The following is a 23,102-nucleotide window of genomic DNA, read 5'->3' on the forward strand; positions in this document are numbered from 1 at the left end:
CATGTCAGCCATGTCAGCTCCAGGGAGCCTGGTAACCGGTGAGCAGCGCGCGGCCCTTGGACCGCCACTTCGGCTCCTTGTCGACCGTGTGCAGCGTGATGCCGCGCAGCCGGCGGACGACGCCGCCGTAGACGGTGCTCGCCGTGGTGGAGAGCAAGGCGCCGGGTGGTTCGTCCATGAACGGCATGAACTTGTCGGGGAAACCCGGCATGGTGCAGGCGATGCAGATGCCGCCGACGTTGGGACAGCCGCCGAGACCGGCCATCCAGCCGCGTTTCGGCACGTTGCACTTCACCACCGGGCCCCAGCAGCCGATCTTGACCAGGCACGTCGGCGAGCCGTACTCGTAGGCGAACTGGCCCTGTTCGTAGTAGCCGCCGCGGTCGCAGCCCTCGTGGACGGTCTGGGTGAACAGCCACGTGGGACGCAGCGCCTCGTCCAGCGGGATCATCGGCGCCTGGCCGTTGAGCTGGTGCAACAGGTACACCAGGGTCTCGGACATGTTGTCCGGCTGCACGGGACAACCCGGCACGTTGACGATCGGCACGCCGGCCTTGGACCGCCAGTTCCAGCCGAGGTAGTCCGCGAGGCCCATCGAGCCGGTCGGGTTGCCCGCCATGGCGTGGATGCCGCCGTACGTCGCGCAGGTACCGGTGGCGACGACCGCCGTCGCCTGCGGCGCCAGGCGGTCCAGCCACTCCGGCAGCGTCATCGGCTGGCCGGTGTCGGGGTTGTTGCCGAACCCCGACCAGTAGCCTTCCTGCTTGATGGACTCGTTGGGGATGGAGCCCTCGACGACCAGCACGAACGGGTCCAGGCCGCCGCGCGCCGCCTGGAAGTACCAGTCGATCATGCTGTCGGCGCCGCCGGCGGGACCGCTGTCGTAGTCGAGCAGCGGCCAGTGCACCTTGACCGGCGGCAGGCCCGGCAGCGTGCCGAGCAGGATGTCCTCGATGGCCGGCTGCGTCGCGGCGGTCAGCGACACCGAGTCGCCGTCGCAGCTCATGCCGGCGTTGAGCCAGAGGATGTGGACGACGGGTTCCTCCCCGGCGGTGTCCGCCGGCCCGCTCTGTACGGCCATGCCGCCTCCCGTTCCGCTAGGTGCCGATCGGCGTCGAATCGCGCAAAGCGTGCTGCGTGGCCTCCCACAGGACGTGGTAGACGGTGGTCTGCGCCTCCTGGATGCGGTGCACCGAGGACGAGGGGATGACGAACAGGTGGTCGATGACGCCGGCCATGGGGGGCTCGGCGAGCCTGCCGCCGTGGTAGCCGGCGAGCGCGACGGTGAGCACACCGCGTGCTCTGGCCTCCTGGAACGCGCCGACGAGGTTGACCGAGCCGCCGCTCGTGGACAGGCCGAGCGCGATGTCGCCGGGCCTCGCGAGCGCGGCGAGCTGACGCGCGAACACCACGTCGAAGCCGACGTCGTTGGACAACGCCGTCATCACGGCGACGTCGCAGGTCAGGCAGAGCGCCGGCAGCGGACGGCCGGTGGACGGAGCGAGGAACGCGGTGGCGACCTGCTGCGCGTCGGTGCTGCTGCCGCCGTTGCCGAACGTGAACATGCGTCCGCCGGCGGCGAACCGTCCCGCCATGTCCCGCGCGCAGGCCACCAGGCGCTCGGCGTGCAGCACGCGGACCCGCCGCCGCAGTTCGGTGATCTCGGCGACCTTCTCGCGCGTGGACGCCACCGCGGCGGCCATCAGCTCGTCACCGTTCCCTGAGGGCCTCGACCCGAGGAACGGGTACAGCTCGTCGGTGCCGTGGCGCGCGCCGTCCTCCTCAGTGGTGCGCATCGGCACCCGGCCTCCCCGCGCCGGCGCGCGCGTGGAACACATGGACCAGTTCCCACAGCACGTGGTAGGCGGTCACGTGGATCTCTTTCACGACGGCGGGGTCGGGTGAGTCCGCGACGAGCGCGTGGACGACGGCAGGGCTGCGTGCGATCGGGCCGCCGTCCCCGCCGGTGAGGGCCAGGGTGTACAGGCCGAGCTCATGCGCCGCCTCAAGGCCGCGCAGCACCGCCGGGCAGTGGCCGTCCTGCGAGATGCCGAGCGCCATGTCCTGCGGCTCGGCGTAGCGGCGCACCTGGTGCGCGAACGCCTCGGCGAGGCCGGCACGGCCGCCGACGCCGGTGACGGTGGTGGCGTCGTTGCCGAGCGCGATGGCCGGCAGCGCGCGCGTGCCGACGACCACAGGGTGCATGAACTCCACGGCCACATGCGAGGCGTCGGTGCCCGCGCCGCCGGTGCCGAAGACGATGAGCTTGCCGCCGCTCCGGAACCGTTCGGCCATCCGCCGGCACGCGGTGGCGATCCGCTCGGCGTCCTCGGCGAGCCGCACCCCCGCCGCGTCACGCCGGCGGAAGGCCTCGTCGACCGCCGTCCGCGCGGTGGATGTCACACCCATGACCACACTCCGTCATATACCGTGACCGCCAGGTTACGACCCGTACACATGCCGTTGTCACCTCAAGCAGGACAACCAGCAGTAAAGGCTTCAGCCCGGCGGTACGGCGGGGCTCAGGGACCCGGCGGCAGGTGGCGGGAGAACCAGTCGGCGGCCAGGTCCGTGACCTGGTCGAGGGTGCCGGGTTCCTCGAACAGGTGAGTGGCCGTCGGGACGATCCGCAGCCGCGAGGAGCCGGGGAGCCGCGCGAGCGCCTCCCGGTTGAGGCCCACCACCACGGGGTCGCGCTCGCCGACGATCAGGAGGGTCGGCTGCCGCACGTGTCCGAGGTGGTTCCCCGCGAGGTCGGGACGGCCGCCGCGCGACACCACGGCCCGGACGATCCGCGGGCACTCGGCGGCGGTCACCAGGGCCGCGGCGGCGCCGGTGCTGGCGCCGAACAGGCCGACGCCGAGACGGGCCACGGCGTGCCGGCCGGCGAGGTCGTAGGTGACCGCGATCAGGCGGGAGGCCAGCAGGCAGATGTCGAAACGCAGGGACGCGCGGGACTCGTCCCGCTCCTCCTCGGGGGTGAGCAGGTCGACCAGGACGGTGGCGAGACCGGCCTGCTGCAGACCCTCGGCGACGTGACGGTTGCGCGGGCTCATGCGGCTGCTTCCGCTGCCGTGCGCGAACAGGACCACACCGGCGGCCCGGCCGGGGACCACGACATCGCCTTCCAGTGTGACACCCGCCGCGGAGAACAATGTGCTCTGGCTGACGGCCATCACCTGCTCCTTTCTGTGGTTCAGCGGGTGAACGCGGCGGCGAGGTCGAGGGGCCGCACCGCGTGGGTCTCGTCGAAGTGGACGACCGCGTCGAACTGGCCGCCGATCCTGGCGCGGACGTGGCCGCCGGCGAGGCCGTCCGGCGGGATGACGTCGGGGAGCACCCGCTCGGGCCGGGACACGTCGAGCGGTCCCTCACCGGGGAAGGTGACGAGGAAGTCCTTGGCCCCCGTCTCGTGGAGCAACGCCTCCACGCTGCCGGGGACCGCGGGCTCCGGCCGGACGGCGGCGGGTGGCGCACCGAAGCGGGGGGCGGCGGTCACCGTGCCGGAGTAGGTGGTGAGGCCGAGCAGGCGTGCCGCGCCGGGGTGGCGCTCGCGAACCAGGCGGCCGACGCTGAGCTCGCCGCGGCAGGCGGCCTCGGTGGCGCAGGCGTCGCCGAGATGCGGGATGGTGCCCCAGACCACGATCCGTGCCGGACGGTCGAGGCGCCGGTCGAGATGATCGAGCAGCGCGTCGAGCGTGCCGGCCATGTGCCGGGTCCGGACGTTCCAGGAGGAGACGTGGCCCCGGAACAGCGCTCTGTCGTACTCACCGTCGGTCTCGACGACCCGCGCCACATGCTCGCCGTAGAACAGTTCGTCCTCGGCCGGCAGGCCCTGCTCCCTGGCCCGCCGCAGGGTCTCGCGGCGCAGCCAGGCCAGCCGCGTGACCATCTCGGCCTCACGCCGCTCGCCGGCCCCGCAGGCGGCGTCGAACACCGGGTCTCCGGCCTCGCCGCAGCCGCAGCCGAGGTGGCCGCGCGCCAGCCTGGCGCGCGCGCGTGCGGCGGCCGGCGGGTCGGTGGCGTCGAGCGCGGCGACGATCTCGGTGGCGGTGCGGTGCAGCGCGTACAGGTCGAGGCCGTACAGACCGGTGGCGGGGACGCCGGGGGCCAGGCCGTCGTTGTGGCGCCGCAGCCATTCGACGAAGTCCAGCACCTCCGTGTTGCGCCAGGCCCAGGCGGGGAAACGGCGGAAACCGCGCAGCGCCTCCTCGGCGTCGGCGTCCCCGCCGGCGCCTCTGACGTAGCGGTCGGCGCGGCAGGCGTCCGGCCAGTCGGCGAGCAGAGCGACGGCGGCGAACCCCTTCTCCTCGATCAGAGCCCTGGTCAGCTCCACCCGTGCCGCGTGGAACTCATGGGTGCCGTGCGACGCGGCGCCGACCAGCACCAGGCGTGCGTCGCCGACCAGATCGAGCAGCGCCTCGGTCCTCGCGCGGCCGGCCAGCGGCTCCACGGCGACCGCCTCGTCACCGGGGGCCCGGCCCACCGAACGGCCGGCGGCGCGGCGGTCCAGCATCTCGCGCACCTCTGCGGCGCCGGTCCCGGCGGCCCTGCGGTAGCAGCGTTCCGGCGCGAGGAACGCCGCGGGGCCGACGGCGCACACCACCTCGTCGGCCTCGGCGGAGAGCTCACGCACGGACGGCTCGCAGGCGGCCGGCAGCGCCACCACCAGGCGGGCCGGGCCGAGGCGGCGCAGCGCCTGGACGGCGGCCCGCAGCCGCGCGCCGGTGCCGAGGCCGTCGTCGGCGAGGATCGCGACGCCGCCTTCGACCGGCCGCGGTGGACGGCCCCTGCGGTAGTGCCGCTCGAAGCGCCGCACCTCGCGTCCCTCTCTGGCCGCGACGTGCTCCACCACCTCCGGTTCCACCGACAGGCCCCGGATGACGTCGTCGTTCAGCGTGATCAGGCCGCCGGCGGCGACCGCACCCATGACCAGGTCCTCCTGTCCCGGCACGCCGAGCTCGCGGACCACGAGCACGTCCAGCGGAGCGTGCAGCGCCTCGGCGATCTCGGCGGCCACGGCCGCGCCACCCGGCGGCATGGCGAGCACCACCACGTCCCGGCGTCCCCGGTAGGCGCCGAGCAGCGCGGCGAGTCCCCGGCCGGCGTCCCGGCGGTCGTGGAAGAGATGCTCGGGCATGACGCTGCCTCACGTGCGGCGCGGCGGGTCGTGCGCGGCGCGTCCCGGCGGTCCCGGACATGGGCCCGCTGACGGGCCGCCATGGCCTCGCGGTCACCTGCGAGCCTACGCCGAGGTCCGCGTCTTCCCTCGCGCCACCCCGGCACCGGTACGGCACTCAGCTATCGAAAACCTCCCAAAATCTACGAAAGCCTTCATCGGCCTTTAACCAGGGCATCATTCATATAGCCGGGCATTTTTCAAGGCGGGGGAAATCTTTAATACGAGAGGAGGGACAGGTGGAGGAAATTCTTAATTGACACCCCAAAGTGAGCGCCGCATAATTGCTGCTGTCCGGCCCCCGGCCAGGCGTCAGGCAGCAGTCGGCACCCCCCGTTTCCACGGCATTCCTCGTCCCCCCGGCGATGCGAAATAAGTTTCACAATCCGCTTTCTGCTGTCTTCGCTTCTCGACCGGCGCCGTCATCGTCCCCTCCTGCCTCAGGCATTCCCGAGGCAGGTGTACGACCCATGGCGGCGCGCCGGAACCAACGGCAGGCGGCATCCCGGGTACCCCGCGATTTTCGTGCAACGCGATAAAGATTGGTGGTGCGGCTCGTGACAGAGACGCTCGACGCGCATGAGAACCTGCAGAACGGCCGGCAGCAGCGAAGCCTCGCGCCTGAGGCGGCGCGCAATCTGGCGACCACGACCAAATCGCAGCCGCAAATGCAGAACATCTCTTCGAGATGGCTGCTGCGCATGCTGCCCTGGGTCCACGTCGCCGGCGGCACCTACCGCGTCAACCGCCGCCTCACCTACGACATCGGCGACGGCCGGCTCAGCTTCACCGTGCAGGGCGGCGACGTGCGGGTCGTGCCGCCGGAGCTGCGCGAGCTCGCGCTGCTGCGCAGCTTCGACGACGACTCGGCGCTGGAGGCGCTCGCCGACCGCTTCACGCAGGAAACCTACGAGCCCGGCGACGTCATCGTCGAGCGCGGCGGGGCCGCCGATCGCGTCGTCCTGATCGCGCACGGCAAGGCCAGCAAGATCGGCGCCGGTGAGTACGGCGAGGAGACCATCCTCGCCGTCATGGCCGACGGCGAGTACTACGGCCAGGAGGCCATCGCCTCCACCGACCCCGGCACCTACGAGCACACCGTCAAGGCGGTCACCGCGACCACCGCGCTCAGCCTGTCGCGTGCCGACTTCCAGGAGCTCATGGGACAGTCGGAGTCGCTGCGCGAGCACGTCGCCGCGCAGCGCGCGGGCCACCGGCCGCCGCACAACAAGCTCGGTGAGGCGGCGATCGCCATCACCTCCGGCCACTACGGCGAGCCCCTGCTCGACGGCACGTTCGTCGACTACGAGACCTCGCCGCGCGAGTACGACCTCAGCGTCGCGCAGACGGTGCTGCGCATCCACTCGCGGGTCGCCGACCTGTACAACCAGCCGATGAACCAGACGCACCAGCAGCTCCGCCTCACCGTCGAGGCGCTGCGCGAGCGTCAGGAACACGAAATGATCAACAACCGCGAGTTCGGGTTGCTGCACAACACCGACCTGCGCCAGCGCATCCAGACCCGCACCGGCCCGCCGACGCCGGACGACATGGACGAGCTGCTGTCGCGGCGGCGCAGGACCAACATCTTCCTCGCGCACCCGCGCACCATCGCCGCCTTCGGCCGCGAGTGCAACAAGCGCGGCCTGTACCCCGACACGGTCGAGCTCAACGGCCACGCCATCCCCGCGTGGCGTGGCGTGCCGGTCCTGCCGTGCAACAAGATCCCGATCAGCAAGACCCGCACCAGCTCCATCCTCGCCATGCGGCTCGGCGAGGAGGACCAAGGCGTCATCGGCCTCCACCAGACCGGTCTGCCGGACGAGTACGAGCCGAGCCTGTCGGTGCGGTTCATGGGGATCGACGACCAGGCGATCATCTCCTACCTCGTCAGCGCCTACTACTCGGTGGCGGTGCTCGTGCCGGACGCTCTCGGCGTGCTGGAGCACGTCGAGATCGGCCACTGACCCGGCCGCGACGGGGATCGAACGGAACCACAGGAAACCGGCACGACGCGAAGGGCGGTGCGCATGAGCGGGGTGATGACCGGCGCACGACCGGCACCTGAGGTGCTGGCGTGGAGCCGCGACCTGGTCCGGCCCGCCCTGCGCGCCGCCGTGGAGACCCTCCCCGGGTCCGTCAGGGAGATCGCGGGCTACCACTTCGGCTGGCTGGACGAGCAGGGACGTCCGGCGGCCGCAGGCGGCGGCAAGGCGATCAGGCCCGCGCTCGTCCTGCTCGCCGCCGAGGCGGCAGGCGGCCGGGCCGCGGACGCCGTGCCGGGGGCGGTCGCGGTCGAGCTGGTGCACAACTTCTCGTTGCTGCACGACGACGTGATGGACGGCGACGCGACCCGCCGCCACCGGCCCACCGCCTGGCGGGTCTTCGGGGTCAGCCACGCCATCCTCGCCGGGGACGCGCTGCTGACGCTCGCCTTCGAGGTGCTCGCCGACAGCGGTCACCCCGGCATGCGTGACGCGGCGCGCGGGCTCGCCGGCGCGGTGCTCGACCTCGTCGAGGGCCAGGGGGCCGACACGTCGTTCGAGACACGTGAGGAGGTCGGGCTGGAGGAGTGCGTGCGCATGGCCGAGCGCAAGACCGGCGCGCTGCTCGGCGGCGCGTGCGCGCTCGGCGCACTGCTCGGCGGCGGCGACGCCGGCCGGGTGGAGCGGCTGCGCGCGTTCGGCGACCGGCTGGGGCTGGCCTTCCAGTTCGTGGACGACCTGCTCGGCATCTGGGGTGATCCCACGGTGACCGGCAAGCCCACGCACTCCGACCTGCGCAACCGCAAGAAGTCACTGCCGGTGGTGGCGGCCCTGTCGTCCGGCACCCCGGCCGGACACGACCTCGCCGCGCTCTACCGCGGTGAACATGAGCTGGACGCCGCGGACCTCACCAGGGCCGCGACGCTGATCGAGGCGGCGGGTGCCCGGTCATGGAGCCGGACCCGTGTGGACGAACTTTTTCACGAGGCCCTCACCCACCTCTCGTCGGCCGACCCGGCCTCCCGGCCCGCCGCCGAACTCCACGCACTGGCCCACCTGATCGCACACCGCGACCACTGAGCGTTCAGGGAAGGTGCGCGGGAAAACGACCGTCGCACCGCCGTGGGGACGGCGGTGCGACAGTTGCCTCATCTCTCCCGGTGCCGTTTCCGGCGGGACCCCTGCCCCGGGAGTGAGGCGACGGCGAATTGGGGGCGGGCCCCGCCTCGGACTGATCGATCAGCCGTGACGGGGCCCGCTGCTCAGATGCGGATCAGGACAGAGCCGGGTAGGCGTTCGCCATGAGCTGGCGGAACTGCGCGGAGAACCACGCACCGGCGATCGGAGCGTCCGGCAGCGCACCAGTGGGGTTGTTGCCGTTGAGCGCGTTGCCACCGTAGGTGGGGTCACACATCCGGTCGAAGCCCTTGCCCTGGTCGTTGGGGATCTCCTGGCTCGCGCCGTCCGACTCACCCGGGGGCTTGATCCACACGTAGGCGTCGATACCGGTGGCGGGGTTCGCCCTCGGCCGCTCGCCGATGCCGGCACCGCTCTGGTTGCACCAGTTGCCGGCGTGGATGCGCCTGTCGACCTTCGACTGGTTGACGAAGGTGTTCAGGTCGGTCGAGGTGCTCGGACCGGACGGCCGGGCCGAACCGCCCCAGCCGTTGCGGCCGGTGTCGATCAGCATTCCGATGGTGCTGGGGAAGCCCAGCGACACCAGGCGGGTGCGGAAGGCCTGAGCGAAGGTCAGCTCGTCGATGTACATGTTCCAGTCGACCCAGCGGGACTGCCGGATCTGCTGGCCGTTCACCGTGCCGTTGACCGTGAAGTACGGCTCGGTGAGCGCGGAGTAGTTGGAGGTGTTGGTGATGAAGCCGGTCACGCTGTTGAAGCCGGCGGTGGTGCCGCGGATGGTCGAGGCGAACAGCTCGGCCGACGGGCCGAAGTTGGTGTCCCAGCCGAGCCAGCCGTGGTGCGCGGCGTCGATGTAGTTGTAGGTGTTGCCGAGCGGGTACAGCTTGTTCAGCGCGTACTGCACACCCTGCACGTAGGCACCGGAGCTCTGCGCCTCGGCGCAGGCGGCGATGTTGGTGTTGGTGACCAGGTTCGGCAGCGAGTCGATCTCGATGATGTTGACGATCCGCAGGTTCCGGTAGGCCGGGTCCGCCATGATCGCCGCGATCGGGTCGATGTACTCGGCCTTGTACCGGGCCAGGCCGTTCTCGGAGATCTTCAGCTCGCCGTTGGAGGCGAGAGCCGAGCAGTCACGGTTCGGCAGGTTGTAGATGACGAACTGGATCGTCACCGCCGAGCTGCCGTTGGCCGCGTCCTGGCGGACGGCCTCGTCCAGGTGTGCCTTGACACCCATGGCGGTGCTGGTGCCGGCGATGGCGGCGATGCGGTCGATCCACACACCGGTGGAGTAGTTCGAGACGCGGGTGCCGCCGGGCTCGGCCGCGGCCTTGCTCGACCAGTCGGGGTTCACGTAGCCGGTGGCGCCGACGTACGGGTTGTCCACGCGGGTCGGGGTCGTGCCGCCGTCGTCGTCGGACTCGGTCGCGGTGACCGCCACCGAGGTCAGACCGGAGGAGGCCACGTTGATGGTGCGGCTGCCGTTGGTCTGGTCGGAGTCCTGCGCCGCGGCGAGCGTCACTGTCTGCGGGGTCTGCCAGTTGGACGTGGTGAACGTCAGGCTCGCGCCGCTGCTGACCGTGATGTCGGTGTCACCGGAACCGGCGGTGTTGGTCACCGTCACGCTGCCGCTGGGGGCGATCGCCAGGCGCACGGTGTAGCTGGCGGTGCCACCCTCGGGGACCGTCACGGCGGTCTGGGAGACCACGAGCGACTGGGTGCCCTGGCTGGTGTCGTCGTCGGCCTCGGTCGCGGTCACGGAGATCGAGTTCAGGCCGGAGGAGGCGACCGTGATGGTACGGCTGCCGTTGGTGGTGTCGGAGTCCTGCGCCGCGGCCAGCGTCACCGTCTGCGGGGTCTGCCAGTTCGACGTGGTGAACGTCAGGCTGCCGCCGCTGCTGACGGTGATGTCCGAGTCACCGGAACCGGCGGTGTTGGTCACCGTCACGTTGCCGGTGGGAGCGATCGCCAGGCGCACGGTGTAGCTGGCGGTGCCACCCTCGGGGACCGGCACGGCGGTCGGGGAGACCAACAGTGACTGGGTGCCCTGGCTGGTGTCGTCGTCGGCCTCGGTCGCGGTGACCGTGACCGGGGTGATGCCGCTGGCCGCGACCGAGAAGGTCCGCGTGCCGTTGGTGGTGTCGGAGTCCTGCGCGGCCCGCAGCGTCACCGTCTGCGCGGTCTGCCAGTTCGACGTGGTGAACGACAGGCTGCCGCCGCTGGCGACGGAGAGGTCGGAGTCACCGGAGCCGGCCGTCGTGGTGACGGTCACGTTGCTGCTCGGCGCGGAGGACAGGCGCACGGAGTAGGTGGCGGTGCCACCCTCGGGGACCGTGACGCTGGTCGGGGTGACGACCAGGCTCGGGGTCTGGTTCTGGCCACCGTTGCACGGGGTGCCGTTGATGGCGAACGAGCTCGGGTTGGTGTTGGTGCCGCTGTAGGTGCCGTTGAAGCCGACACTGAAGGTGGCTCCCGTGCCCTGGCTGCCGTTGTACGACGCGTTCCGCACGGTCACGTTGGAGCCGGACTGCGACCACTCGCCGTTCCAGCCGTTGCTGACCCGCTGACCGCTCGGAAAGGGGAAGGTGAGTGTCCAGTTGCTGAGCGGGTCGCCGGTGTTGCGGATGGAGATCTCGCCGCCGAAGCCGCCGCCGCCTTCCCACGACTTCGTATACGTGACCTGGCAGTTGACCGCCGCGTGCGCGGCCGTCGGACCGGCGACGAGCCCGACGGCGGTGGCGAACATGACCGCCGCCCCCGCCATGGCTCTGCGCCAGAAGCTCTTGTGGGGTCCCATCGTTTGTAAATCTCCCTCACGTAAATGTCGGGGGGTCGCCGCCTTCTTGTTGACGGCCAAGCAGCACCCAGCTCGGACACGCGGCGTGGGAGCGCTCCCATAGTCCGGTTGTTTCCGGAGGATGTACAGCACGTTGCGAACGACCGCCCCGGACGGCGACGGCCCGATGTCCGCCACGGCCACCTGCCGGGCCGTGGCCTCGACAAACGCACTTCCGGAGCCGCGGACCCTCCTGCGACATCCGATGAAACATTCATCTGGTACGTGTCCCGACCGGACCCGCACCACCCGTCACCTGCCGAAAGATCGCAAGGCAATCGTCCCCGTACGGATCTGGCGTGTTCATAACCGGTTCAGCCCGGTTCGCCAGGGTGCCGTGCGTAGCCGGAGCACGACGTCGTCCGGCGGGACGAAAGGCAGGAAATGGGACACGGCTCCTCTCACGGTCACCCACACGATCATCCGCACGAGCACCCGCGCAGCGAGGCCGCACTCGACCAGGGTGACCTGGCCGCCGTCGTCGACATGGCGATCCCCGACGCGGAGCTCTCCCCCGGTCAGGTGTCCCGGCGCCAGATGTTCCGCCGCGCCGGGCTCCTCGGCGCCGGTCTGACCGCCGCGGGTGTGCTCGGCACCCCCGCCGCCGCGTCGGCCGCCACACCGCGGCACACCGGAGGCGGCAGGGAACCGCGCGGCGGCTACCTGTGGCTCGCCGGCGACCACCACATCCACACCCAGCACAGCTCCGACGGCATGTACAAGGTGAGCGACCAGGTCGGCCACGGCGCCGCGTACGGCCTCGACTGGATGGTCATCACCGACCACGGCAGCGTCGCGCACGCCAAGATCGGTGTGGAGAAGGTCAACCCCGACATCGTGGCCGCGCGCCGCGACCACAAGGAGACCCTGGTCTTCCAGGGCCTGGAGTGGAACATTCCCGGCGCCGAGCACGGCACCGTCTTCGTGGCCCCCGGCCGCAACGAGGTGTCCACACTCAAGGAGTTCGAGAACGGCTACGACGGCTCGGTCAAGAACGCCGGCGCGAGCACCCCGCAGAACGAGGCCCTCGCCATCGCCGGCCTGAACTTCCTGGCCGATTCGGTGCGCCGCCGCCGCGTCGACGGCGCGCTGTTCCTCGCCAACCACCCCTCGCGCAAGGGCCTGGACTCCCCGCACGAGATCCGCGGCTGGCGCGACGCGCAGCCCGGCATCGCGGTCGGCATGGAAGGCGCGCCGGGCCACCAGGCCGCCGGCATCCCCAGGCCCGCCGGTCCCGGCTCCGGCCGCGGCTTCTACGACAGCACCCCCGGCGCCGACTCCTGGCCGGGCTACCCGCCGGAGAGCTACAAGACGTTCGGCGGCTTCGACTGGATGACCTCGACCGTCGGCGGTCTGTGGGACAGCCTGCTCGCCGAGGGCAAGGGCTGGTGGATCACCGCCAACTCCGACGCGCACGCGATCCACGCCGACACCACGGTGCGCGGCGGCGGCGACTTCAACGCCGACGGCCGCTACGACGACCCCGCCTACGGCGGCACGCTCAACGTCAACGCGGGTGACTTCTGGCCCGGTTTCTACAGCCGCACCCACGTCGGCGCACGGTCGTTCGACTACCTCGCGGTCATGGAGGCGATCCGCCAGGGCCGGGTGTGGGTGGACCACGGCGGCCTGATCAGCGCGCTCGTCGTACGGGCCCGCCAGTCCGGCACCGGACAGCTCGGCGTCAGCCTCGGCGACACGCTGCACGTGCGCAAGGGGGCCAAGGTGGAGGTCTCCATCGAGATCACCCTCGCCGGCGTCCCCAACTGGGCCCAGGTCGTGCCGGCGCTGGCCCGTGTGGACGTCATCCAGGGTGACGTGACCGGCCCGGTCACCGACCCCGACGCCTTCACCACGCCGTCCACCAAGGTCGTGTCGTCCTACGAGGTCGGCAAGAACAGCGGCACCGTGACGTTCACCTACAAGGTGGGTGCCGTGGACCGTCCGGTGTACGTGCGGCTGCGCGGCACCGACGGCAAGCGGTCCGCGCCGGGCCTGCTCGGCGCGGCCGTGGACCCGCACGGCCCGGCGATCGACGTGTACGGCGACGCCGACCCGTGGAACGACCTGTGGTTCTACAGCAACCCCATCTGGATCGTGCCCCGCGGATGATCCTCGGCCTGGACACAGGCACGCGGACGCTCACGGAGGCCGAGCACCTTCTCCACGACCTGGTGAAGGCGCTCGGCCTCGGTGAGGACACTGTGGCCTGCACACACTTCGTCCGCACCGGCGACGGCCCGCCGCACGTGGCCTGCTCGCTGACCGTGCCGCACCTGCCGGGCCCCGCGGCCCTGCCGGACGGAGCCGGCACGGCGTCCGGCGCCGGCCGTACCGGTCCCGAGGACCTCGCGGAAGGCGCGGCCCTCGCCGCCATCGCGCACGCCACAGGCACCGGGGGACGCCTCGTGCTCTTCCCCGGCCACGGCGCGCTGACCGGCACCCTCGGCGTGGCGGAGATCATGGCGCGTTCCGGCATCGAGCGCGTCGTCGTGCTGGCGCACACCGGCGACCCGGCGCCGGACACCCCGGTGGTGACCCGCGACTTCGTACGGCCGCAGTGGTGCGACGGCAAGATCGTGCTGCTCACGATGCCCGCCGCCGACGGCCGCCTGATGCCGGCCGAGGTGCCGGACCCGACCCCCTGCTGCGCCGACCACGGCTGAGGCGGGGACACCGCCGCCGGGACGCCTTCAGCGGCCGGCGTGCGTCCCGGCGGCGGGCCACAGGTCCGCACGCTCGGAGAAGCGGGGTGGCCCGCGGTCCTGCGACGATGAGGTCTCATCGAGCAGGCTGCCCCGGCTCAAGCTCCCAGCGGGCCGTGCCGGTGATCCGGCGTGGCGGGACGCGGGGCTCGTCACGGAGGTCGATCATGACGACGACGACGGTCCCAGAGTTCAAGGACCTCATCGCGCAGACCCGTTTCTCGGCGCTGCACCTGGAGATGCGCGACCAGTACACCCCCAAAGGCGCGGTCTTCGTGGACTGGAAGGCCGGCGTCCCCATCGAGCTGGAGCGGCACCAGGCGTGGGTCGACCTGGTGGGTGAGACCATCGGACGCGGGGTGGACTGGCGCCGTGCGCGCATCGTGTCGGAGCCGGTGACCGAGTTCATCCGGTACGAGCACGAGACCACCACCATCGTGAACGTCCCCGCCGGGGAGAACGTGCGGTGGCTGCCGCGGCGGTTCGCCTCCGACCTGCTGCTGCCCGGCAACGACTTCTGGGTGTTCGACGAGAAGCTGGTGCGGTTCACCCACTTCACCGGGGACGGCGCGTACGGGCCGCACGAGCTGACCGACGACCCGAGGATCGTCAAGGCGTGCCTCGAGGCGTTCGAGGCCGTGTGGGCCCGCGCGATCGACCACAAGGACTACGAGCCGGTCTCCGCCTGAGGACGTCCGCCGAACGGGAGGTCCCATGCCGTCACAGGTGCCCGCGCACGACGGGAAGGTCCTGCTGGTCGCCGACCAAGGCGTCAAGCCGGCCGAGCACATGACCGCGTCCGAGGTGGACGCGAAGGTCGACGACTTCTACACCGGGATCGGTGGCGCGGCGTTCTTCCGCGCGCTCGCCACCCGGTTCTACGAACTGGTCTCCAAGGACGACCTGCTGCCGGCGCTGTTCCCCGTGCACGACTGGACGCGGCACGCCGACCGGCTGGCCGAGCACTACCTGCGGATCTACGGGGAGAACGACCTGACGGCGGCGTGGGACCCGCGGATGCACCAGGCGCACGCGCACATGCTCATCAGCCGTGACCACCGGCTGCGGTGGCTCGCGCTGATGCGGGAGGCCGGGACGTCGCTGGCCGCGCCTGAGCCGTACTTCACCGAGTTCATGACGATCATGAAGATCGCCAGCGGGGAGATGATGGCGGTGTCGCGCGGCGCGGCCATCGCCAGGGGCCAGCGCTTCCACTGGGACGGTTCACCCCGATGACGCCGCCGGCCCGGGTCGCGGTCGTCGGCGCGGGGGCCGCCGGCGCGTTCTTCACCCTGGAACTGGCGCGTCTGCTGCCGGAGGCGACCGTCGAGCTGTACGACCGCGCGGAACGCTCCCCCGGGGCCGGCATCGTGATGTCGTGGGAGTACGCCGAGAAGGTCAAGGCGGCGCACCCGGAGGCGTTCGCGCTTCCGGACGCCGCCATGGCCACCTGGGACCGCACGCTGACCGTGGTGGGGGACGAACGCATCTGGTCCGGCGCGTACGGCATGTTCGGCCTGACCCGGCGGGTGTTCCGGCGGCACGCCGCCGAGCTCGCCGCGCGGCTGCCGAACGTGCGTTTCCTGCGGCACGACGTGCGCAGCCGGCCGGCCGGCGCCGATCTCGTGGTGGTGGCCGACGGCGCCGGCAGCCGCTTGCGCGGCCGGTACGGCGGCCCGTTCGGCACGCGTGGCACACCCGGCGCCACCGTCTTCCTGTGGATGCGCACCCCGGCCGTCCTCGACCCGACGTTCGTGCTGCGCTCCTGTGGCCCCGGCCTGCTGATCGTGCACTCCTACCCGCATGGCGCCGCCGAGAGCACGTTCATCGTCGAGGCCCACCCCCGCACCCTGGACGCGCTCGGCCTGCTGGACCGGCCGCTCCCCGAGATCGAGCGCGAACTCGCCGCCATCTTCGCCGGCGAGCTCGGCGGCGCTCCCCTGCACTCGCAGACGTGGGGCTGGCGTGCCTTCCCCACCATCGTCAACGAACGCTGGCACACCCGGCAGGACGACGGCCACACCGTCCTCATCGGCGACGCCGCGCACACCACCCACTTCTCCATCGGCTCCGGCACCGCGCTCGCCATCGACGACGCCTTGACGCTGGCCCGTTCCCTGGCCACCTGCCGCGACCTCCCCACGGCGCTGGCCGACTACGAGTCCACCCGCCGTCCCGTCGTCACCGCGGCCCAGGCCGAGGCACGCGAGAGCCGCCAGTGGTTCGAGACCCTCAGCCTCCGTCCCCGCCTCAACGGCCACCAGACCGTCTTCGCTCTGCGCAGCCGCCGCACCGCCAACACCTACTCCCGCCTCAGCTCCCACGACCCGGCCTTCACCACAGCCCTCCTGAGAACCCTCACCGACGACCCCACCACCCCGGCGAACCTCCCCCTGACCGTCGGCCCTCTCCACCTCACCGGCCGGACGGCCACCGTGGACGGCGCCGCCGAGGTGGTGCTCCCCACGACGGCGGGAGACGTCCGGTGCGCGGTCGCGGACGGGCCCCCCGGCGAGGCGGCCTCCGTGCCGGCGTGTGTCCTGGTCGAGGTGAACGACCGCAGTGACGTCGGGGAACTGGTGCGCGCGTACCGCGCGGCGGGCGCGTGCGCGGTGGGGCTGCTCGTCCGCGAGGACGTGCCGTTGAAGGAGCCGCACGGCGCGGACCTTCTCGCGGTGCCGGTCCAGCCGGGCAGCGGCCGGGTCGAGCGGACGCGACTGGCCGACCGGCTCAGGTACGACCACCGGATCCCGGTCCTGCTCCTCACCCCGCAGGAGCTTCCGCAGGACGAGATCGACACGCTCATCGCCGCGGGCCGTATCGACCTCGTGGCCACGATCGGCCCGCGGGACATGGCGCGCATCCCGGCCCGTTGACACGCCGCACTCTCGAAGATGCTCCGCGACCGGCGAAGCGGAACAGTGGTGGGGATCGATGCGGCCGGTCGGATCCAGGAGGGTCAGTGACGGACATCGTCATGGAACGGAGAACCCGATCGGGGCTCGTCGTGCGGGACGGCCTGCCGGACGACTGGGACGACCAGGCCGGCGCGGGCCCGGCGACGCTCAGCGCCAGATGGATCGGCCTCGCGGCCCCGCGACTCCCCGGCGGCCTGCGCACGTTCGCGCTCTACGACGACGACCGCCTCTCGGTGGCCTTCACCGGCGGCGTCCAGGACGCGCCGAACGGCCACCCCCGCTTCGACCCCCACATGATCCTCACCGGCGCGTCGGCCCCGGAAGGGGTGGCCGAGCACGGCCCGCACCCCTGGCGCCACGCCGACCCGGCGGACCTCTTCCCCTGCCTGCTGATCATGTTCCCCAACTACGAGACCGCGCCGGCCGGCCCCGACGCCAAGGACCCCCAGGCGGCGCGTCGTTTCATCGGCGCGCTGAACACCTGGGCCGAGGACAACGGCATCCGTACCGTCGTCTATCTGTACCTGCGCAGCGACCACCCCGAGTTCGCCGGGGCCCTCGCCGAGACCGGCCACACCCTCGTCCCCATGATCGACCGGTGCGACATGCCGGTCACCTGGACCGGCTTCGACGGCTACCTGCGCACCCTCTCCCGCAACAAGCGCACCGCCGTACGCCGCGAGCTCCGTGAGATCGCCGAACGCGGCATCACCGTCACCGAACGGCCGTTCGGCGACGAGGAGGCCGAGCTGATCGGCCTGCGCTGCAAGCTCGTCGCCAAGTACGGCGGCACCCCCGACCCCGAGCGCGAGGCGACCTCGCTGCGCTACCTGCGCGACCACTTCGGCGGCGGCGACCTGCTCGTGGTCGAGGCGCGCAAGGACGGCAGGATGCTGGCCTTCAGTCTGTTCATCAGGGACGGCGACAGCCTGACCGTCCTGATGAACGGCACCGACCACGACCACCCCGACGCCTCGTTCGTCTACTTCGCGACGATGTTCTACCGTCCCGCCGAGCTCGCCCCCGCACTCGGCGTGCGGACCATCGGCTACGGCATCGGGACCGTCGCCGCCAAGAAGTCACGCGGCTGCACGACGGACACCCTCTACGCGGCCGTCCGGACGAATCAACGATGGGAGACGTCTTGACCGTCACCAAGGAGAACGAGGCCGCGTCCCCGCCGTCGTCGTTGCGCGACCGCCTGTCGCGGCTGCTGCCGCCGGCGGGTCCCGGCCGGCTGCTCGTCGTCTGCTCGGCCGTGTCCAGCGTCGGCAACGGGCTGTACCTGTCGGGGTCGGCCGTGTACTTCATCCGCGAGGTCGGGCTGTCGTCCAGCCAGGTCGGCATCGGCCTGTCCCTGATCGGCCTGGCGAGCCTGCCGATCAACGTGCCGCTCGGTCACCTCGCCGACCGGTTCGGCCCCCGCGAGGTCACGGTCGCGCTGACGCTCGCCAAGGTCGTCGCGCTCGGCCTGGTGACGCTGGTCGCGAACTTCCCCGCGTACCTGCTGGTGGTGGGCCTGCTCGGCATCGCCGACAGCGGCGGCCAGGTGTCACGCGGCGCGCTCATCTCCGGCCTGATGGGCCGCGAGGGCCGGGTGAAGCTGTCGGCGTACCTGCGGTCGGTGTTCAACGCCGGCTTCACGCTCGGCGTGCTCGCGGCCGGCGTCGTGATCGCCATCGACACGCGGCCCGCGTATCTGTCGCTGATGTGGGGAAACGCGCTCGCGATGCTGGTGGCGGCGGCGCTGTACCTGCGGCTGCCGAGGGTCCCCGGCACGCGCGGCGACAAGGCGCGGGACGGCGACGGCGGCTGGCTGTCGCTGCGCGACTGGCCGTACCTGGCGGTCGCGCAGGTCGCCGGCATCGCGCGTCTCGGCCCGGTGCTCGCCGCCGTGGGCCTGCCGGTGTGGCTGGTCACCCAGACCGAGGCGCCGCGCGCGCTCGCGGCGTGGCTCATGGCCATCAACACGCTGATGGTGGTGTTCCTGCAGGTCCGCGCGGCGCGCGGCGCGGACACCGTCGCGGGTGCGGCCCGGCTGCAACGCTGGACGTTCCTCGGGCTCGCCGCCGCCTGTGTGATCACCGGCCTCGCGGCGGGGGTGCCGGCGGTGACCGCCACCGTGATCATGGTGGTGGCCATGGTCGTGTTCTCGCTCGGCGAGATCTGGGGGGAAGGCGCGCGGTGGGGCCTGCGGTACGAACTGGCCCCCGACCACGCGCAGGGCCGGTACGGCGGCCTGTTCTCCACCGGTGACGCGCTCGCCGCCGTGGCGGGCCCGACGCTGGTGACCCTGCTGCCTGAGCGGTTCGGCCTCGGCGGCTGGGCCGTGCTCGCCGTGCTGTTCGCCGCGGGCCTGCTGCTCAGCGGCCCGGTCATCCGCTGGGCCGAGCGCACCCGTCCGGTGGCCGCCTGACCACCGGTCACACGCCGATCATCTCGAACGCGATGGCGGGGGTGCCGCCGAACCTGCGGCCGAACCGTTCGACCTTGGCGAGCAGGAAGCCGCGCGCGTCCGCCATCGGGTGGTCCTCGCCGAGGGCCGGCAGGTAGGACCGGTGGGCCTCCAGCGCGGCGACCCCCTGGTCGATGGTGCCGGTGACGTCCACGGCGTGCCGCGCGTACGGCGAACCGCCGACGGCCGCGTACCGCACACCGGACCACGGCCGCAGGCCCTTCTCCAGCAACTCGGGGAAGATCCAGCGGTTTCCCGCGTCCGCCGCGGCGTCGAGCGCGGCGGTGCCGACATTTCTGTGGTCGGCGGAATTCCAGTCGCCGCTGCGCCAGCGTTCGTGGTGGTTCAGCGTCACCAGGATGTCGGGCTGGTACGTGCGGATGGCGGCGGCGATGTCGCGGCGCAGCGGCAATCCGTATTCGATGACGCCGTCGCGGTGACCGAGGAAATCGACCTTGTCGACCCCGACCACCGCGGCGGCCTCGATCTGCTCGCGCGCACGCACCCGTCCCGCCTCCTCGGGGGTCATCGTGTCGATCCCCGCCTCGCCGCGGCTGGCGATGACGTACACGACCTCCTTCCCCGCGGCGGTCCAGGCCGCCACCGCGAGCGCCGGCCCGTACTCCAGATCGTCCGGATGGGCCACGACCGCCAGGGCCCGCCCCCAGTCGTCCGGCATCGGGACGTACGGCTCTGCCATGTCTCACCTTCTCCTTTCCTTTCGTCCGCGCGAGGCGGCACGGATCGCGTCCTGGCTGGTGGGGCCGGGTGACCCGACCGCGGGCCGGCGGCGTGGCACGCCGCCGGCCCCGGCCAGGCGGACCCGGTCCGCGGACGGTGTCGCCGGCGTCAGTCCCAGACCTTCGCCTCGTCCCACACCTCCAGCCGGTCCCAGACCTTCAGCTCGTCCCACACCTTCAGCTCGTCCCAGACCTCGAACTCGTCGAAGACGCGGCGCAGCTCGGCGCGGTCCCAGACCTCGTACCGGTCCCACACCTCGTGGCGGTCCCACACCTCCTGGCGGTCCCACACCTCGAGCTCGTCCCAGACCTTCTGTGCCATCGGCATGAACCCTTTCTCGTGGCCTTTCTTCCGGCGGCGGAGTCGTCTCCGCACAATCAACTGTGCGGCCGGCCGCGAACCGGATACAGGGAAAAGAAAGTCATCAAGCTGACCCGAGGAATCCGCTTCCTGCCAGCGGGGAACTTGACGCTCGCGGGGTCACGGGATTGAGTCGATCTGCCTTCTCCGGCGGCGGGGGAAAACGACCACGACGAGGCGGGGACGAAATCGCACCCGGGTCGAAGGTCTCTACCGCGCGCCGGCCTGGGACGGGTCCGGGTGCGGTACTCTGGGCGATGTTCCGCTCACCCTCGGTTAGACATATCGGTCGAATCGCCACAGGGAGGCGCCCCCCTATGCAGGCCTTCACGCTGCCTGAGTTCTATCTCGCCTATCCACCCCGCCTGAACCCTCATGTGGAACGTTCCCGTGCGCACAGCATGGCCTGGGCCCGGCGCATGGGCATGCTCGACAGCCCCACACCGGACGGCGGGGTGGTCTGGACCGAGGAGTCCCTGGCACGCATGGACTACGCGCTGATGTGCGCCTACACCCACCCCGACTGCGACGGGCCCGCGCTCGACCTGATCACCGACTGGTACGTCTGGGTGTTCTTCTTCGACGACCACTTCCTTGAGCTGTTCAAGTACTCCCGCGACCTCGCAGGCGCCAAGGCGCACCTCGACCGGCTGGAGCTGTTCATGACCGGCGCGGGTGAGGAGCCCCCCGAGCCCGGGAACCCCGCGGAGGCCGGGCTCAAGGACCTGTGGGCCCGCACCGTGCCGTCCATGTCACCGGGCTGGCGGCGCCGGTTCGTCACCAGCACCCACAACCTCATGGTCGAGTCGATGTGGGAGCTGGAGAACATCGACCGCGGCCGCGTCGCCAACCCCATCGAGTACGTCCAGATGCGGCGCAGGGTCGGCGGAGCCCCCTGGTCGGCCGGCCTCGTCGAGTACGCCGCCGGCGCCGAGGTCCCCGACGCGCTGGCCGCCACCCGGCCGCTGCGCGTGCTGTGCGACACCTTCTCCGACGCCGTCCACCTGCGCAACGACCTGTTCTCCTACCAGCGCGAGGTCCGCGAGGAAGGCGAGAACTCCAACGCCGTGCTGGTGTTCGAGCGCTTCTTCGGCTGCTCCACCCAGGAGGCCGCCGAGCTGGTCAACGACCTGCTGACCTCACGCCTGCAGCAGTTCGAGGACACCGCGCTCACCGAGATCCCCGCGCTCCTCGCCGACCGAGCCGTCCCGCCCCACGAGCAGGCCGCCGTGGCCGCCTACACCAAGGGCCTGCAGGACTGGCAGGCCGGCGGCCACGAATGGCACGCGCGCTCCAGCCGCTACATGAACCAAGGAGCCCTGGCCGACGACTCCCCCGGCGTCCTCGACGGCCCCACCGGCGTCGGCACGTCCCTGGCGAGACTCGCCAGGTCCGCCGTGCGCACCGGCCTGCCGCGCCGCGCGCGCAAACACGCCTACGTCCCCTTCGAACCCGTCGGCCACCTCCCCCTCCCCGCGCTCCACATGCCGTACGCCGTGCGCACCAGCCCCCACCTGGAGGACGCGCGCCGGCACTCCCTGGAGTGGTCCCGCGCCATGGGCCTGTTCGACTCACTCCCCGGTGTCGAGCACGGCGGTCTGTGGGACGAGCGCCGCTTCCACGGCATGGACCTCGCCTACTGCGCCGCCATGATCCACGCCGACGCCACCCCTGAGGCCCTCGACATCTCCGCCTGCTGGCTCACCTGGGGCACCTACGGCGACGACTACTACCCCGCCGTGTTCGGCACGACCCGCGACCTCGCCGCCGCCAAGGCCTGCGACGACCGCCTGTCGCTGTTCGTCCCCCTGGACGCCGGTCCCACCCCCGAGCCGCTGACCCCGCTGGAGCGCGGCCTGGCCGACCTGTGGCGCCGCACCGCCGCCCCCATGTCCCCGTCCCACCGCCAGACCTTCCGCACCGCCGTCCTCGACTGCACCGCGAGCTGGCTCTGGGAGCTCGCCAACCAGGCCGCCAACCGCATCCCCGACCCCGTCGACTACGTCGAGACGCGCCGCAAGACCTTCGGCTCCGACCTCACCATCGCCTTGGCCCGCCTGTCGGCCCCCATCGACCTCCCCGGCGAGCTCTGGCACCACCGCACTCTGCGTGAGCTCGACACCGCGGCCCAGGACTACGCCTGCTTCACCAACGACCTGTTCTCCTACCAGAAGGAGATCGAGTTCGAAGGCGAGCTCCACAACATGGTCCTGGTCATCCAGCACTTCATGGACGTCGACCGCTGGACCGCACGCGACATGGTCGCCGACCTGATGACCGCACGCATCACCCAGTTCGACCACATCACCACGACGGCCCTCCCCAAGCTCTGCAAGGAACTCGACCTGGACCCCCTCACCCAGGAGACCCTCACCCGCCACGCCTCCCTGCTGAAGGACTGGATGTCCGGCATCCTCCAGTGGCACAGAAGCGTCCCCCGCTACACCTCCGAAGAACTCCACCGCCTCCGCAGATCCCAGACCCCCCAGACCTACGCCTTCCTCCCCACCGGCCACGGCACCACCGCCGTCCACCCCCTCCCGGTCCCGGCCCGGATCCCCGCCGTCTGACGACCACCTCATCGGCCCAGTGCTCACCGGCGAGGTGAGCACTGGGCCGATTTGTTCGGTCCGGACGCCGCGCACCGGCTCACTTTCCCCGCCGCCATTCAAGGGAGGTGAAACCCGTATTTATCGGGGGTTCGGTGATCTCGTTTGGCGGACCCTTAGGAGCGTCGGAGTAGGCGCAGTGCTGGAGGGGGTTGCGCCAGGTGCGGAACGGCAGTGATT

18 protein-coding genes are annotated in these 23,102 nt (G+C 71.5%); 10 read left to right on the top strand and 8 right to left on the bottom strand.

Annotated features, from left to right (window positions below):
* Positions 1-13: 13 nt before the first annotated feature.
* The 5 genes from BJ992_RS24850 to BJ992_RS24870 all read right to left on the bottom strand — a co-directional run bounded on the left by BJ992_RS24850 (position 14) and on the right by BJ992_RS24870 (position 5,140).
* The gene (locus BJ992_RS24850) at positions 14-1,081 is read right to left on the bottom strand and encodes an NADH-quinone oxidoreductase subunit B family protein (RefSeq protein WP_184984974.1); all 1,068 of its coding nucleotides are present in this window, start codon (positions 1,079-1,081) and stop codon (positions 14-16) included.
* A 16-nt stretch (positions 1,082-1,097) separates the two neighbouring features.
* Positions 1,098-1,796, bottom strand: coding sequence for a D-sedoheptulose-7-phosphate isomerase (locus BJ992_RS24855; RefSeq protein WP_184984976.1), 699 nt, complete (start codon positions 1,794-1,796; stop codon positions 1,098-1,100).
* Positions 1,783-2,409, bottom strand: a complete 627-nt coding sequence (locus tag BJ992_RS24860; RefSeq protein WP_184984978.1) for a D-sedoheptulose-7-phosphate isomerase — start codon at positions 2,407-2,409, stop codon at positions 1,783-1,785. Before BJ992_RS24860 ends, BJ992_RS24855 begins: the two co-directional genes overlap by 14 nt.
* Before the next feature lie 113 nt (positions 2,410-2,522).
* The gene (locus BJ992_RS24865; RefSeq protein ID WP_184984980.1) at positions 2,523-3,176 is read right to left on the bottom strand and encodes a dienelactone hydrolase family protein; all 654 of its coding nucleotides are present in this window, start codon (positions 3,174-3,176) and stop codon (positions 2,523-2,525) included.
* Positions 3,177-3,196: 20 nt separating this feature from the next.
* The gene (locus tag BJ992_RS24870; RefSeq protein WP_184984982.1) at positions 3,197-5,140 is read right to left on the bottom strand and encodes an erythromycin esterase family protein; all 1,944 of its coding nucleotides are present in this window, start codon (positions 5,138-5,140) and stop codon (positions 3,197-3,199) included.
* A gap of 596 nt (positions 5,141-5,736) precedes the next feature.
* On the opposite strand from BJ992_RS24870, the gene BJ992_RS24875 reads away from it, so the two are divergent.
* Positions 5,737-7,146 carry a family 2B encapsulin nanocompartment shell protein gene (locus BJ992_RS24875; protein WP_343072841.1) on the top strand — a complete coding sequence of 470 codons (1,410 nt, stop codon included), beginning with the start codon at positions 5,737-5,739 and terminating at the stop codon, positions 7,144-7,146.
* 63 nt (positions 7,147-7,209) lie between these two features.
* A complete protein-coding gene (locus BJ992_RS24880; RefSeq protein WP_184984984.1) occupies positions 7,210-8,244 on the top strand; it encodes a family 2 encapsulin nanocompartment cargo protein polyprenyl transferase in 1,035 nt (344 codons plus the stop codon).
* Between the two features lie 193 nt (positions 8,245-8,437).
* On the opposite strand, the gene BJ992_RS34405 is transcribed toward BJ992_RS24880, so the two are convergent.
* A complete protein-coding gene (locus tag BJ992_RS34405; protein WP_184984986.1) occupies positions 8,438-11,095 on the bottom strand; it encodes a glycoside hydrolase family 6 protein in 2,658 nt (885 codons plus the stop codon).
* 423 nt (positions 11,096-11,518) lie between these two features.
* Here BJ992_RS34405 and BJ992_RS24890 point away from each other — a divergent pair, with 423 nt between their 5' ends.
* The 7 genes from BJ992_RS24890 (at position 11,519) to BJ992_RS24920 (ending at position 19,173) form a co-directional block, all read left to right on the top strand.
* Complete coding sequence (locus BJ992_RS24890) at positions 11,519-13,246, top strand: PHP domain-containing protein (RefSeq protein ID WP_184984988.1); 1,728 nt, start codon at positions 11,519-11,521, stop codon at positions 13,244-13,246.
* The gene (locus BJ992_RS24895) at positions 13,243-13,800 is read left to right on the top strand and encodes a hypothetical protein (RefSeq protein ID WP_184984990.1); all 558 of its coding nucleotides are present in this window, start codon (positions 13,243-13,245) and stop codon (positions 13,798-13,800) included. Before BJ992_RS24890 ends, BJ992_RS24895 begins: the two co-directional genes overlap by 4 nt.
* A gap of 206 nt (positions 13,801-14,006) precedes the next feature.
* Positions 14,007-14,528, top strand: a complete 522-nt coding sequence (locus BJ992_RS24900) for a DUF6879 family protein (protein ID WP_184984992.1) — start codon at positions 14,007-14,009, stop codon at positions 14,526-14,528.
* 25 nt (positions 14,529-14,553) lie between these two features.
* Entirely contained in the window at positions 14,554-15,075 is a 522-nt protein-coding gene (locus tag BJ992_RS24905) for a truncated hemoglobin (protein WP_184984994.1), read from the top strand.
* Positions 15,072-16,715 (top strand): FAD-dependent monooxygenase, encoded by a 1,644-nt coding sequence (locus tag BJ992_RS24910; RefSeq protein WP_184984996.1) that lies wholly within the window; start codon positions 15,072-15,074, stop codon positions 16,713-16,715. Before BJ992_RS24905 ends, BJ992_RS24910 begins: the two co-directional genes overlap by 4 nt.
* Positions 16,716-16,801: 86 nt before the next feature.
* On the top strand, positions 16,802-17,905 hold the full coding sequence (locus BJ992_RS24915; protein ID WP_184984998.1) for a GNAT family N-acetyltransferase: 1,104 nt from the start codon (positions 16,802-16,804) through the stop codon (positions 17,903-17,905).
* Positions 17,890-19,173: an MFS transporter gene (locus BJ992_RS24920; RefSeq protein WP_184985000.1), complete on the top strand. Its 1,284-nt coding sequence runs from the start codon at positions 17,890-17,892 to the stop codon at positions 19,171-19,173. The genes BJ992_RS24915 and BJ992_RS24920 overlap by 16 nt, the downstream gene beginning before the upstream one ends.
* Positions 19,174-19,180: 7 nt before the next feature.
* Here the strand turns inward: BJ992_RS24920 and BJ992_RS24925 are convergent, their stop codons facing one another.
* Both BJ992_RS24925 and BJ992_RS24930 read right to left on the bottom strand, forming a co-directional pair.
* Positions 19,181-19,912 carry a PIG-L deacetylase family protein gene (locus tag BJ992_RS24925; protein ID WP_184985002.1) on the bottom strand — a complete coding sequence of 244 codons (732 nt, stop codon included), beginning with the start codon at positions 19,910-19,912 and terminating at the stop codon, positions 19,181-19,183.
* A gap of 149 nt (positions 19,913-20,061) precedes the next feature.
* Entirely contained in the window at positions 20,062-20,280 is a 219-nt protein-coding gene (locus BJ992_RS24930; RefSeq protein ID WP_184985005.1) for a hypothetical protein, read from the bottom strand.
* A 350-nt stretch (positions 20,281-20,630) separates the two neighbouring features.
* Here BJ992_RS24930 and BJ992_RS24935 point away from each other — a divergent pair, with 350 nt between their 5' ends.
* Positions 20,631-22,883 carry a terpene synthase family protein gene (locus tag BJ992_RS24935; protein WP_184985007.1) on the top strand — a complete coding sequence of 751 codons (2,253 nt, stop codon included), beginning with the start codon at positions 20,631-20,633 and terminating at the stop codon, positions 22,881-22,883.
* Positions 22,884-23,102 lie beyond the last annotated feature (219 nt).

Origin of the sequence: Sphaerisporangium rubeum (assembly GCF_014207705.1) — a bacterium.
Lineage (GTDB): Bacteria > Actinomycetota > Actinomycetes > Streptosporangiales > Streptosporangiaceae > Sphaerisporangium > Sphaerisporangium rubeum.

Bases quoted from the DNA above. Each gene is read 5' to 3' on its own strand.
- BJ992_RS24850 (WP_184984974.1), bottom strand. From the start codon at position 1,081: ATGGCCGTACAGAGCGGGCCGGCGGACACCGCCGGGGAGGAACCCGTC.
- BJ992_RS24855 (WP_184984976.1), bottom strand. From the start codon at position 1,796: ATGCGCACCACTGAGGAGGACGGCGCGCGCCACGGCACCGACGAGCTG.
- BJ992_RS24860 (WP_184984978.1), bottom strand. From the start codon at position 2,409: ATGGGTGTGACATCCACCGCGCGGACGGCGGTCGACGAGGCCTTCCGC.
- BJ992_RS24865 (WP_184984980.1), bottom strand. From the start codon at position 3,176: ATGGCCGTCAGCCAGAGCACATTGTTCTCCGCGGCGGGTGTCACACTG.
- BJ992_RS24870 (WP_184984982.1), bottom strand. From the start codon at position 5,140: ATGCCCGAGCATCTCTTCCACGACCGCCGGGACGCCGGCCGGGGACTC.
- BJ992_RS24880 (WP_184984984.1), top strand. From the start codon at position 7,210: ATGAGCGGGGTGATGACCGGCGCACGACCGGCACCTGAGGTGCTGGCG.
- BJ992_RS34405 (WP_184984986.1), bottom strand. From the start codon at position 11,095: ATGGGACCCCACAAGAGCTTCTGGCGCAGAGCCATGGCGGGGGCGGCG.
- BJ992_RS24890 (WP_184984988.1), top strand. From the start codon at position 11,519: ATGGGACACGGCTCCTCTCACGGTCACCCACACGATCATCCGCACGAG.
- BJ992_RS24895 (WP_184984990.1), top strand. From the start codon at position 13,243: ATGATCCTCGGCCTGGACACAGGCACGCGGACGCTCACGGAGGCCGAG.
- BJ992_RS24900 (WP_184984992.1), top strand. From the start codon at position 14,007: ATGACGACGACGACGGTCCCAGAGTTCAAGGACCTCATCGCGCAGACC.
- BJ992_RS24905 (WP_184984994.1), top strand. From the start codon at position 14,554: ATGCCGTCACAGGTGCCCGCGCACGACGGGAAGGTCCTGCTGGTCGCC.
- BJ992_RS24910 (WP_184984996.1), top strand. From the start codon at position 15,072: ATGACGCCGCCGGCCCGGGTCGCGGTCGTCGGCGCGGGGGCCGCCGGC.
- BJ992_RS24920 (WP_184985000.1), top strand. From the start codon at position 17,890: ATGGGAGACGTCTTGACCGTCACCAAGGAGAACGAGGCCGCGTCCCCG.
- BJ992_RS24925 (WP_184985002.1), bottom strand. From the start codon at position 19,912: ATGGCAGAGCCGTACGTCCCGATGCCGGACGACTGGGGGCGGGCCCTG.
- BJ992_RS24930 (WP_184985005.1), bottom strand. From the start codon at position 20,280: ATGCCGATGGCACAGAAGGTCTGGGACGAGCTCGAGGTGTGGGACCGC.
- BJ992_RS24935 (WP_184985007.1), top strand. From the start codon at position 20,631: ATGCAGGCCTTCACGCTGCCTGAGTTCTATCTCGCCTATCCACCCCGC.